Here is a 12,492-nt window from a genome sequence, read left to right as displayed (position 1 = left end):
CCTTTAATGAAGGCGCTGTCAGCGTATATGGTCGTTTTATTTTTACAATATGATAAAAATATAGACTTTTTTCCGGTTTCTCGCTGATGGGCTCCATGATTGGGGCATTTTATCCGTTATTCCTTTTGAGTTTCAAGAAAGAAGGCATCAACCGTTTCCCATGACACGGCCTTTAATGAAAAGTGGTCTGTAAAACACTGTATATTCAATATATTGTAAATGTATCAACAATATCCTGTGACAAGGCCAAGCGGAAAAGAGGCTGGTATGGCTGTCGGCATGTCGTTTTGCCTGTGGGGGATGATTCCATTTTTCCGGGGCGTCTGTTTATTTTCCACAGTCGGAGGGATCGCCGTGCAGTTTTTCGAGGGCATGGCCGAGGGCTGGGAGGATGGCGGCGAGGTTTTCGGAGACGGCTTTGCGGCTGCCGGGGAGGGTAATGACGATGGTGCGCCCAAGCGTCCCGGCAACGGCGCGGGAAACGGCGGCGGTGGGCGTCTTGGCGAGGCTGGCCTGCATCATGGCCTGTTCAAACCCCGGCAGGCGGCGTTCAAAGAGTGGAAGCAGGGCCTCAGGGGTGGTGTCGCGGGGGGCGAGCCCTGTGCCGCCGCTGGTAAGGATGAGATCGTATCCCTGGCCGAGCGCCAATTCCATGACAAGGGCACGCAGCGCCTGCGGATCGTCTGGAATCATGAAACCCTGCTCGTGGCAGAGCGGCAGCTTGGCGCGGGTGTCGGAGGCCATGAGCGGCCCGCTTTCGTCCGTACGCAGCCCGGCGGCTCCCTTGTCGGAAAGGGTAATCCATGCCAAAGCCCAATGTTCGCGGCGTGCGGCCAGCGTCCGCGTCCCGGCTTCGATGGGCGTGAGCGCTTCGAGCAGCGGGCATATCTGGGTATGCGGGGCATCCAAGGCAAGGACGGAGGGGGGCAGGAACATCCGGCCCGCGACCTTGAGCCGGGCGATGCCCGAAGCGTCGTAAAGGCAGGTTCCCACGCGCCAGTCCCTGTTGCCGTCGGGAAGGGGGCGGGCCGCCATGCCGTGGGCCGGGAGCGGCGTGGGTGCGGCGGTGGCGGGCAGGAAGGCAAGGGGCAGGATATCGCCTTCGGCGCAGGCGTGCAGGCTGAGGGTGTGGAACGTTTCGGTCACGGGAACCTCCTGTATGGTGCCGATGGGCATTGGGTGAAGGTGGCTGAGGAAAAGGAGCTGTACATTCGCAGCGGCGTGCCGTCCATCGCGGCATATGCTCCATGGACGGAGGCGAGCATGGCAGCCGAAGGTTTCCGGCATCAGGCGGGCCCTCCATGAACACGGAGGCGAACCCTACCGTATTCAGCGTGTTTCTTTCACAGGCCGGTCTTTTTGTGAACGTAGGGGGAACCTACACGGGAATCTGTCCGAGAACCGTATATTGGGGCTTCCCTGTGAACGTAAGGGGAGAACCTGGTTGAGAAAAACGATCAACCGAAAACTGAAAGGCTTCCCTGTAAACGTAAGGGAGAACCCTTGCCGTCCGCAACAGCGGGACACAGTGAGAGGGGCTCTCTGTGAAGGTAGGGCGGTTCGATCCGTCGCAGTCACCCCCTTTCTTCTCTTGAAACATTCACGTTTTCAATGAAACTTATATTCAACCATTTTTTTTCCAGTTTTCCCCTTGGCGGGATCCACGGCTAAGGCATTTTGTCGGTTATCCCTTTGGAGCTTCAAGGAAAAAAGTATCAGCCGTTTTCTATGGCACAGCTTTTTTTAAAAATCATTGAAAAGGCGAATGGTTCCCCCTCGTCAGTTCGCTCCATGAACGCATGAGCGAAATCTTGTATTAGATCTGGCCTAGGCTACGGTTAGGGGCTCCCTGTGAACGTAAGGGCGAATCCCTTTCCGCGCCGAGGTGGAGGAGCTGGGTGCTCTTCTCGGACACGGGGCGGGTACACGCTCAGGGGGCGGAATCCGATGGGCCGCGTATGCACAGGTCTGCCGCTCTCCATTTCCACAATGAAGCCAAGCCATGCCGCGTATGGCGGGGGCCGGAGACATTCGCTGTTCTGCTCTCTTTTGCAATAGCTCATCTGGTATGTTGACCTGTTACGGCGTCATTTTTCATTGAAGGCGTGAATGTTTCGGAGGCCGCCGTCACTTGTGCGGCGGTTCAGCCTGTTGTATCCTCCCTCACTTTCACAGACAAGCGCGGAATGCTTGAGAGAGCGTTTTCCGTAGCCTTTGCCGGTTCAGGCCGGCCCCAAGGAGTTTTTGCATGACCATGACCAACGGCGGCGACCAGACCGCTCAGCTTACAGTCCTCGGCACCGGTCGCCTTCCGCAGCCCGAAGGCGGCCCGCGGGCCGGCCTTTTGGAAGTGTTCCCCAACCGGTTCCCGCATCGCCCGTATGTCGTCAGCATGGCGTTTCCCGAATACACGTCCCTGTGCCCCGTGACCGGACAGCCCGATTTCGGCACGATTGTGGTGGAGTTCATCCCCGACCAGAAGTGCGTGGAATCCAAGAGCTTCAAGCTGTATATGTTCGCCTACCGCAACCACCAGTCCTTTATGGAAAGCATCACCAACACCATCCTTGAGGATTTCGTGGAGGCGCTTGATCCGATGTGGTGCCGGGTGAAGGGGCTTTTCTCGCCGCGCGGCGCGACGTACCTGCATGTCTTCGCCGAGCATTACAAGAAGCTTGACGACCCGGCCAAGGCTGAGGAAATCCGGCAGGCCGTCGCCGACTGGAAGCGCGAAGCTGCCCCCCATACGTGGGACAAGTAGCCATGCACGCGCTGCTCATCGACATCGGCAACACGTCCCTGAAAATTGGCGTGGCGGGGATAGAGGGGCTTTTGGCCTCCTATACGCTGCCTACGGATACCCGGCAGAGCGGCGACGGGCTTGGGCTCCAGCTTGCCTATCTGCTCGGCCACGCCGGATTCGGCACGCCCGCGACCGGGCCGGGCAATGTGGCGCTCGACGGGTGCGTGATCAGTTCGGTCGTCCCCGGCATGAACCCGCTGGTGGCCCATGCCTGCGAACGCTTCCTTGAGTTGACGCCCCGGTTCGCGCACCGTGATTTGCCCATTCCGCTGGAAAACCGCTATGAGCGGCCCAATGAAGTGGGGGCCGACCGTCTTGTCGGGGCTTTTGGGGCACGTCGCCTGTTGCCGGATGTCCGTTCCGTGGTGTCCGTGGACTACGGCACGGCGACGAACTTCGACTGTGTTACCGGAAACGCCTACCTCGGCGGCCTGATTTGCCCCGGCGTCATGTCTTCGCTTGGGGCGCTGGCGACGCGCACGGCGCAGCTTCCGCGTATCGCGTTGACGGCGCATGCGGACGTGCCCATTGTGGGGCGGAGCACGGTCACGAGCCTGAATCACGGTTTCCTGTTCGGCTTTGCGTCCATGACCGAAGGGCTGTATGCGCGCCTGACCAAGACGCTCGAAGGGCCGGTCGCGTTCGTCGCCACCGGCGGTTTCGCCCCGGATGTCGCCCGCGTTGTGGACTGCTTCGATCTCGTCCGCCCGGATCTCGTCCTCGAAGGGCTGCGCCTGTTGTGGCTTGAGTCGAGGGATTGATTGAAGATGTGGGGGAAGGGGAGGGGGCTTTCTGAAGAAAGCCCCCTCCCCTTCCCCCACGCCCCCATCCCCTCCCGCAAAGACTTTTGGGCTTATTGAATCCCTGTTCGGAAGTACGGGAAAGCTGGAGGGCTGGTTGCTTGAAAAGGGGTGAGCAACGGCGGGAGTGGGGGCTGTTTGCGTGGTGGCGTCTCAGGAGGGAGCAGGCGGGGAAAGCCCTGTAAAAAGTAGAGGCTGTGCCATAGAAAATGGTTGAGGTTTTTTCCTCGAAGTTCCAAAGGAATAACCGGCAAAATGCCTCAGCTATAGATTTCGATAGGCTGTGTCATAGAAAACGGTTGATGCTTTATTTCCTTGAAATTCCAAAGAAATAACCAATAAAATCCCCCAATCGCAGAGCCCACCAGCAGAAAATTTGTAGAAAAAGCATATATTTTCAGTATATTGCTGAAACAAAAACAACCATGTACTATGACAGAGCCTTTCGATAAAGGAAAAGCCGGATAAAAAGTCTGTATTTTCACCGTGCTGTGGAGATGAAACAACTACATACTATGCAGAGCCAAAGTATAATATAAGTGCTCCTTGTGTTAAGTGGGTTGGTTTCGGGGCAAAACGGAAGTCTGTAAAGCCGTAAGTAGCCCTGTATGGAATGGCTTTGAGTTGTTGGCGGGGCGTCACATGGCAAATAAAACGACGATGGCAGAAAAGAAAGATGCTCTCCCGCGCAGGATGCAGGACTTGCCGCCTGCCGGGGCTCGGTTGTGCATGGCTGTCGGGCGTTTTCTGAAAGAGCGGTGCGGTGCATCTCCGCGCCATGTCATCGTGGCTTTTTCGGGGGGGGCGGATTCTACGGCGCTGGCTGTAATCCTGCGCTGCCTCGGCGTATCCCTCGTGTTGGCACATCTCGATCACCAGCTTCGCCCGGAAAGCGGGGAAGAGGCGGAATCCGCGCGGCGTTTCGCGGAACGGCTCGGCGTGCCCTGTATGGTGCGGCGCGTGGATGTGGAGGCGCTGGCGCGTTCGGAAGGGATCGGCCTTGAAGACGCGGGGCGGCGTGCCCGGTACGCGTTTTTTGATTCGGTGCTCCGATCCGAACGCGCTGAGTGGGTTGTTACCGGTCATCATCTTGATGATTTGAGTGAGGATGTGCTGATGCGGCTTGTGCGCGGTTCCGGCTGGCCCGGTCTCGGCGGCATGAAGGCCGTAGATCCGGCCCGGCGTCTTCTGCGCCCTTTGCTTGGGACGCCACGGGCGGAGCTGGAGGCTTTCCTCCAATCTCTCGGTGTGGATTGGATCGAAGACGCCTCGAACAGGAGTGACGCATTCCGGCGCAACCGTATGCGCAACCATGTCATTCCGCTGTTGAAGGCGGAAAACCCTTCTTTTTCCCGTTCCGTGCGTACGCTTTGGGAGCTTGCCCGTGAGGACGGGCAGTATTGGGACGAGACGCTTGCCCCGGTGTTCGCGCAGCTCAGGGAGGAAAACGGCAGCCTCCTGTTGCCGCGTGCGGCCTTTGTCTCATTGCCGCGTGCGGCGCGCCTGCGCGTATATGCAGGATTGTTCCACCGTTTTGGACGCGGACAGGCGCAGTCCGAAACGCTGTTCCGTCTGGATGAAGCCGCCGTCTCCTCACGCAGCCGGAAGGTTTTTCAGTTCCCCGGCGGCGTATGCATAACGACGGATGGTGACGGGGTGTTGATGAAGGCCGGGAGAGGGGAGAAAAAACTTTTTTGAAGAAAGGGATTCCTTTCTTTCTTTCTTTCTTTCTTTCTTTCTCTCTCTCTCTCTCTCTCTCTCTCTCTCTCTCTCTCTCTCTCTCTCTCTTCATTCTCGGTTTTTCCTGTCCTCTCATCTTTCTAAAATGTTTGGCCCTGTCACGGCATGTGGTTGTTTCATCTCTGCCGTGCGGTGAAAATACAGACTTTTTCTCCAGCTTTTCCATCGGCGGAATCCATAGCCAAGGCATTTTGCTGGTTATCCATTTGGAACTTATGGAATTTTAAGGAAAAAGCATCAGCCATTTCGCACAGCCAACCTTTTGTTGTTATTACCCCTCGCATTGGCCTTCCCAACCAACGAATAAAGCCGCCTGAACGCATTCCGTTCAGGCGGCTCCGTTGCTTCTTTGTCAGAAAAGTTTTTTCCCTTTTGGCAGGAGTGGCCCTCGCTGCGCACCTTTCCACCAGCCGAACGCCTTGGGAAAGGAGGGGAAGGAGTGGGGATACAGAGAGGGCCTCACCCTCAAAGCGTCCTCTTTCTTTGTCTCAACAAGCTCATTGCTCTTCCAGCAACGCCTTTAATGTCAAATAGATCCCCTCGTCATCAAGGCCAAGGCGGTGGCGGAGTTGGGCTTGCGTGCCGTGCTCCACAAACGCGTCGGGCAGGCCGATGCGCTTGATGCGCTGCCCGTGCAGGGCCCCGTTGTCGACGAGGAGTTCCAGCACGGCGGAAGAGAAGCCTCCGGCAAGGGCGTTTTCCTCGGCGAACAGGATGCGGTCAAAGCGGCTTGCCATATCGAGAAGCTGCTTTTCAGGAAGGGGCTTGATCCAGCGGGCGTCGAACACGGCTACGCTGCGGCCCGTCTCGGCGAAAAGCCTTTCGGCGGCGTTCTGTGCCGCGACCACCATGCTCCCTACCGCAACAACCACGGCATCCGTGCCTTCGCGGAGCAGTTCGCCCTCGCCGAGGGGGAGGGGCGGCAGGGAAATCAGCGGTTCGGCGTTGGGCAGGGGATGGCCGGGAGCGGAGCCGCGGGGATAACGGATGGCCAGCGGCTGGCCGAGGCTCAGGGACGTGATCAGCGCGGCCTGCAATTCGGGCTCGTCGCGGGGGGCGAGTATCTTGATGTTCGGGATGTGGCGGAGGAACGAAAGATCGAACGCCCCGTGATGCGTGGGGCCGTCTTCGCCCACCAGCCCCGCCCGGTCAAGGCAAAGCGTCACGGGCAGCTTCTGAATGCACACGTCATGGATGATCTGATCATAGGCGCGCTGGGTGAAGGTGGAATAGATTGCCACAAAGGGACGGTAGCCTTGCGAGGCGAGGCCCGCCGCGAAGGTGACGGCGTGCTGTTCGCAGATGCCCACATCCGTGAAGCGGGCGGGAAAACGGGATTTGAAATGCCCCGTTCCCGTGCCGCTGGACATGGCGGCGGTCACGGCCACGATGCGGTCGTCCTCTTTGGCGAGCCGGCAGAGGGTTTCCCCAAAAACGTCGGTATAGGTCGGGGGCGCTCCGGCTGGTTTGGGCTGCGTCTGGCCTGTGGCGACGTCGAACTTGCCGAGCCCGTGGAACTTGGAAGGCTGGGCCTCGGCGGGCGGGTATCCTTTCCCCTTGCGGGTGAGCACGTGCAGCAGAACCGGCTGATCGTCGATGGAAGCCGCCATTTTCAGATGGCGTTCCAATTCTTCGATATTATGCCCGTTCACCGGGCCGATGTAGTTGAAGCGCAGGGCCTCGAAAAGCATGCCCGGCGTGAAGACGGTCTTGAGGCTGCGGTGCGTGCGGTGGGCGTATTCCGCCATTTCGTCACCGATGCCGGGGATGGACTTGAGCCAGTCCTTGACTTCCCGGCGGACCCTGCGCGCCCAGCCTCGCTCCATGTTGCGGCTGAGGAAGAGGGACAACGCCCCGACATTGTGGGAGATCGACATCTCATTGTCGTTCAGGACAACAATAAGGCGCCGCCCCATGTCGCCCGCTTGGTTCAGGCCTTCAAAGGCCAGCCCCCCGGTGAGGGAGCCGTCTCCGATGACCGCGAGCACATGGTTTTTCTTTCCCGCCAGATCCCGCGCCATCGCCATGCCGAGGGCCGCGGAAACGGATGTCGAGGAGTGCCCGACGCCGAAATGATCGAACGGGCTTTCCTCGATTTTCGGAAAACCGCTGATGCCTCCAAGCTGGCGCAATGTATGGAAGTTTTCCGATCTTCCGGTCAGCAGCTTCCACGCGTAGCTCTGGTGCCCCACATCCCAGACGAGCTTGTCTTCCTCAGGGTTGAATACGGAAAGGAGCGCGAGCGTCAGTTCGACGACGCCGAGCGAGGGAGCCAGATGCCCCCCGTTGGCGGCAACCGTGCGGATAATGGTCTGGCGCAGTTCCGTCGCCAAGATTTGCTTTTCGGCGAGGGACAGATCCGCCACCATGGAAGGGTGCGTGATGCGGGCGAGAAGGGGAGGAAGGGGGCTATCCGTTTCGTTCATGAAGAGTGCGTTCCTGTGGTCTGGGCAGGTTGCCGGGGCTTGGGCGGGGTTGCCTGCTTTGTGGTGTGCGGAACTCCCTGTATAGCTCTGCCTCATTGAATTGGCAAACGGGCCTTAGAGGGGAAACTTTCGCACTTTTAATGAACCATGTATTCAACTATATGAAACTTAAAGTGAATTTTTGAGAAAACCATTGAAAAGGCGAATGCCCCTTATAGGGGGGCGGCGTCCCCGCTGCGGGACGGGGACGTTTTGATCCGCCGTTTTTTCAGGGCCGTTATTTCTTGCGCGTCACCAGCATCAGCGCGAGCCCCTTGAGGAATGCGGCATCCTGCCCGGAGAAGGGGCTCAGGCTCTCAACGGCTTTTTCGGCGAATTCCTGCGCCAATTCACGGCTGCGGTCGAGCCCCATGAGCGAAGGGTATGTCGTCTTGCCCATTTCGGCGTCGCTTCCGGCCGGTTTTCCGAGCGTGGCGGTATCGGAGGTTTCGTCAAGGATGTCGTCGACAATTTGGAAGGTGACGCCGAGCGCCTCGCCGTAGGCGCGCAGGCCGGCAATATCGGATTCCGAGGCCCCGGCGAGGAGGCCGCCGCTGACGCAGGCCACGCGGAACATGGCCCCGGTCTTGAGGGCATGGAGCGTTTGCAGGGTTTCCAGCGGCACGTCCGTTTTCCCGGTGCAGTCCATATCGAGGATCTGCCCGCCGACCATGCCCGCGGAACCGGCGGCGGAGGAGACGGACGCCAACGCCTCAAGCACCCGCCCGGCGGGAATATCCTTCACGGTAGAGGCCATAAACCCAAAAGCGTCGGTCAGCAGGGCGTCGCCCGCAAGGATGGCGGTGGCTTCATCAAATGCCTTGTGGCAGGAGGGGCGGCCCCGGCGCAGATCGTCGTCGTCCATTGCGGGCAGATCGTCATGGATGAGGGAATACGTGTGGATCATTTCCAGCGAGGCGGCGAAGGGCATCACCGCTTCGGCGCTCAGGCCGAACAGGGCGGCGGTGGACAGGCACAGCACCGGGCGGAGGCGTTTGCCGCCCGCGAGGAGGCTGTAATACATGGCTTCCTTGAGTCGTCCCTGCATGGGAATGGCGTCGAGGCAATGCTGAAGGTACGCCTCCACCTGCGCGCCGCGTTCGGTGAGGATCGTCTTGACCTGCTGGGAATCGTAAGGGGTGCTCATGAATGGATCCTTTATGTGGTTTTCTCGGACGGGAAATCATCCTGACGGCACACGTGAGGCCGCATCGTTTCCAGTACCTTCCGTTCTCCGGTTCCAAGGCATGTGTGACAGCGGGGCGGGCACGCGGACGAGGGCAAAGAAGAACACAGGAAAGGCCTTTTGTCAGCACCTTCCGGTTTGTCACCGCCTATCTTTGTCCCCGTTCATCGGAGCGCCGTACCTTTTTCGCCAACCCTCCGGCTGCCCGGCTTCCGCCCGGCGGCATTTCCGCAGCTCCCCTGCCGCTGGAGTTCCACGGGAGGGGCTTTTTTACAAGGCTCTGCCATAGCATTTGGCTGCCGCCATGTTGCACGAGTCTGTTTTGTGGCTCCGCTATGGAGGATAGCTGTTTTAGGCCGTGTCGTCATTTTGTATGTAATTATTTGAAACCATTGAAAATAATCTTTTTGTGCCTTAAAAATAGTTAAATGCTTTCAATAGATTATATCTGGATGACACGGCCTAGGCTGTACCCTGGGAAATGGTTGATGCTTTTTCCTTGAAGTTCTAAAGGAATAAACGGCAAAATGCCTCAGCTATGGATTTCGCCAAGGGGAAATTGGGAGAAAAAGGCCGTATTCTCACCGTGCTGCGGAGATGAAACAACCACATGCCATGACAGAGCCTTGTTTCATCCCTACAATATACTGAAAACATAGACTTTTTTCAGTTTTTTCCGCTGCGGGCTTCATGGCTGGGGCCTTTATCGGCTATCCCTCTGGAACTGGGAAAGCATCAGCCGTTTCCTATGATCCGGCCTGTTTTACCGATCTTTCCGAAGACATCTGCTGACGGGGCCAACGCAAAAGGTTTTCCCAGCATCTGCCTCGCACGGCACAAAAGGGAAGATCGATCTTGGGGTTCCCGCTGCAAAGGGCTTCTTCTCCGGCTCCTATTCCCCTTCCTCATCGAGCTTCTTTTCGTCAAAAGGCTCCAGGCCTTCCCCGGTGAGAAGGCGGACTTCATTGCGGGCTTTTTCCAACTGCTCGCGGCAGGAACGGGAGAGCGTCAGTCCTTCCTTGTACAGGCGGACGCTGTCCTCAAGCGGGAGCTCGCCGTTTTCCAGCGCGGCAACGACTTCTTGAAGGCGGCGCAGCCGATCCTCGAAGGACGGGGTTTTCTTGGCGGCCATGCGGGGCTCCTACTGTTTGGGGACAAGGGAAAGGGGATCGACGGCGACGCCGAGGATATTGACCCCAAGGTGCAGGTGAGGGCCGGTCACGCGCCCGGTCGCACCTACGAGGCCGATCTGCTGCCCGGCCTTGACCATCTCACCCGGCTTCACATCAAGGCGGGACATATGCGCATAGGAACTGATGACGCCCTGCCCGTGATCGAGGTAAACGGTGTTCCCCGCAAAATACATATTCTGGGCGATGACCACCTTGCCGTCGGCCATAGCCTTGATCGGCGTGCCTTCCGCGCCGCGCAGATCGACGCCGCGATGGTAGGAGCGGAGCTCACCGTTGAACATCCGCCTGCCGCCGAAGGCGCTGGTCACCACGCCGGGAACGGGGCGCTGGAATTCGCCGCGCCAGTAGCGCTCCGGCGTCACGCGGTTGAGGGCCTCGCCGGACTTCTTGCGTTCGGCGTTGATGCGCTTCATGGATTCCTTGGGCGGGTTCACGAAGGCTTTCTTGACCGAAATCTTCTGTTCGGGCCATTTGACTTTGAGGACTTTCACGGTGGCCTTTCCTGTCAACGTCCCGGCGGTGGCCTGTACGATCAGATCTTTGTCAGTGTTGACGGGCACGGGAAGCAGGGCTTCGGCGATGCGGTGCCCGCCGTCCGCCACCGTGGGCGCGGCAATGTGTTTGCCCAGCCATGTGAAGGTGAGCTGGGGAAGCTGCTCGTCGATGACGACGCGGACTTTGACGGCGGAACCCTGTTTGGCTTCCTCCGGGGCGTGGATGGTCAGCGATGCGGCCAGCGCGCCGCCGCACAGAAGCAGCGTCAGGCACGCGGACAGCAAAGCGATACGGCAGTTACGGGATATCATGGGATTCTCCAGTTGCGCGGACGGCGGTCACGCGGGTATCCACTTCGCCGCCGCGGATTTTGACGGTCAGGGATGCGCCCGGCTGCACATCCCGAATGCTGCGGACGAAATGGCCGTCCGCCGTAAAGGCATAGGCATAGCCCCGTTCCAGCGGCCCTTCGGGGTCAAGCCCGCGAAGCCGCAGCTCGTGGCGTTCCAGTTGGCGCTCCAGCCCTTCCAACTGCCGGGCAAAGCGCTCTTCCAGACGGGAAGAGGCCGTGTCCAGCCGCCCCCCGATCTGCCCAAGCCGCAGCGCTTGCGCCTGCCGCAGGCGGCGGGCCAAGGCCGCCGTTTGCTCCAGCCGGGCATCCAGCACACGGGATTCCGCATAGCGGGAGATTCCGGCTTCCAGAAAACGCAGCCGCGCATCAGCCCGCTCCAGCTTCTGTTCCAGCGCAAAATCCAACCGGCGGGCAAGGGCGCCGAACCGCTCTTCAAGCCGGGCAAGGCCGCGTTCCGGCGAAAGCCACGCCAGAGCCCTGCCCAGCGTATCCAGCCGCTGATCGGCCTGGGAAAGCCTCCGTCCGGCGGCTTCCAGCAGGCCCGCCTCCAGATCGTCCACAAGCTGCGCATACCACTGGCGTTCAGGCCAGAGAAGCTGAGCGGCGTGGCTCGGCGTCGCGGCGCGCAAGTCCGCGACCATATCGGCGATGGAGGTATCGATTTCGTGCCCGATGCCCGCCACGACCGGGATGCGGGAGCGGTATACGGCATCGGCTACGCGTTCGTCGTTGAAGGCCCACAGGTCTTGGAGCGAGCCCCCGCCCCTGATGAGCACGAGCACGTCGGCCCAGCCGCGCCGGTTTTCGTCGTCCAGCGCCTCCGCTATGCGGGGCGGGGCGTCGTCGCCCTGCACGGGGACGGGATGGATGCGGATTTCGCAGCCGGTGCCGCGTTCCCCGGACAGCCGCAGGAAATCCCGGATGGCGGCGCCGGAAGGGGCCGTGATCACGGCGACGCGGTGCGGGTGTTCGGGGATGGGGCGTTTGCGTTCGAGGCTGAAATAGCCTTTCTCCGCCAGCTTGCGCTTGAGGGCTTCCAGCGCCAGATGAAGCTGGCCTTCGCCGCTGTCCTGCGCGAGCTCGACCACAAGCTGATAGCCGCCGCGCGGCGCGTACACGGTAAGGCGTCCCGCGCAGATGACCTGCTGGCCGTTCCTCAGCGTCCCGGCGAGGCTCAGCCGCGGGCCGTCCTCGAACACTTCCCCGGTCAGGGGGTCGAACGTCTCGCGTTCTTTCTGGCTGCCTTTGAACCAGACGGCCTGAAGCAGGGCGTTTTCGTCCTTCAGGGAAAAATAGATGTGCCCGGACGAGGGCCGGGACACGTTCGTGACCTCGCCGCGCACCCAGACGTAGGGGAAGCCGTTTTCCACGGCATCCTTGATTTGTGCGGTCAGTTGGCGGACGGTGAGGATGGACATGAGAGGATGATGCCTCCGGCGGACAGGGCTCCGCCCTGTA

General features: G+C 59.9%; 11 protein-coding genes. 4 read left to right on the top strand and 7 right to left on the bottom strand.

What is annotated here, in order from left to right:
• Positions 1-327 precede the first annotated feature (327 nt).
• Entirely contained in the window at positions 328-1,146 is an 819-nt protein-coding gene (locus AC6I1V_RS06515; protein ID WP_308771967.1) for a MogA/MoaB family molybdenum cofactor biosynthesis protein, read from the bottom strand.
• On the opposite strand from AC6I1V_RS06515, the gene AC6I1V_RS06510 reads away from it, so the two are divergent.
• From AC6I1V_RS06510 to tilS, 4 genes are all read left to right on the top strand, one after another.
• A complete protein-coding gene (locus AC6I1V_RS06510) occupies positions 1,129-1,305 on the top strand; it encodes a hypothetical protein (protein WP_497736946.1) in 177 nt (58 codons plus the stop codon). The two genes, AC6I1V_RS06515 and AC6I1V_RS06510, sit on opposite strands and share 18 nt — an antisense overlap.
• A 943-nt stretch (positions 1,306-2,248) precedes the next feature.
• On the top strand, positions 2,249-2,761 hold the full coding sequence (gene queF / locus AC6I1V_RS06505; RefSeq protein ID WP_337431098.1) for a preQ(1) synthase: 513 nt from the start codon (positions 2,249-2,251) through the stop codon (positions 2,759-2,761).
• 2 nt (positions 2,762-2,763) lie between these two features.
• A complete protein-coding gene (locus AC6I1V_RS06500) occupies positions 2,764-3,564 on the top strand; it encodes a type III pantothenate kinase (protein WP_302554680.1) in 801 nt (266 codons plus the stop codon).
• Positions 3,565-4,245: 681 nt separating this feature from the next.
• A complete protein-coding gene (tilS, locus tag AC6I1V_RS06495) occupies positions 4,246-5,301 on the top strand; it encodes a tRNA lysidine(34) synthetase TilS (protein WP_486854517.1) in 1,056 nt (351 codons plus the stop codon).
• 158 nt (positions 5,302-5,459) lie between these two features.
• On the opposite strand, the gene AC6I1V_RS06490 is transcribed toward tilS, so the two are convergent.
• The 6 genes from AC6I1V_RS06490 to xseA form a co-directional block, all read right to left on the bottom strand.
• Positions 5,460-5,666 (bottom strand): hypothetical protein, encoded by a 207-nt coding sequence (locus AC6I1V_RS06490; protein WP_486854518.1) that lies wholly within the window; start codon positions 5,664-5,666, stop codon positions 5,460-5,462.
• 174 nt (positions 5,667-5,840) lie between these two features.
• Complete coding sequence (dxs, locus tag AC6I1V_RS06485; RefSeq protein WP_486854519.1) at positions 5,841-7,769, bottom strand: 1-deoxy-D-xylulose-5-phosphate synthase; 1,929 nt, start codon at positions 7,767-7,769, stop codon at positions 5,841-5,843.
• 277 nt (positions 7,770-8,046) lie between these two features.
• Positions 8,047-8,955 (bottom strand): polyprenyl synthetase family protein, encoded by a 909-nt coding sequence (locus tag AC6I1V_RS06480; protein WP_486854520.1) that lies wholly within the window; start codon positions 8,953-8,955, stop codon positions 8,047-8,049.
• Between the two features lie 931 nt (positions 8,956-9,886).
• Positions 9,887-10,126 (bottom strand): exodeoxyribonuclease VII small subunit, encoded by a 240-nt coding sequence (locus tag AC6I1V_RS06475; protein WP_302553954.1) that lies wholly within the window; start codon positions 10,124-10,126, stop codon positions 9,887-9,889.
• A gap of 9 nt (positions 10,127-10,135) precedes the next feature.
• A complete protein-coding gene (locus tag AC6I1V_RS06470; RefSeq protein WP_308771531.1) occupies positions 10,136-10,993 on the bottom strand; it encodes a M23 family metallopeptidase in 858 nt (285 codons plus the stop codon).
• Entirely contained in the window at positions 10,980-12,452 is a 1,473-nt protein-coding gene (gene xseA, locus AC6I1V_RS06465; protein WP_308771530.1) for an exodeoxyribonuclease VII large subunit, read from the bottom strand. Before xseA ends, AC6I1V_RS06470 begins: the two co-directional genes overlap by 14 nt.
• Between the last annotated feature and the right edge of the window lie 40 nt (positions 12,453-12,492).

It is taken from the genome of Bilophila sp. T19-St14, assembly GCF_059728385.1.
The sequence above is the reverse complement of the archived record's forward strand: the minus strand, read 5'-3'. Positions and strand labels throughout refer to the sequence as shown.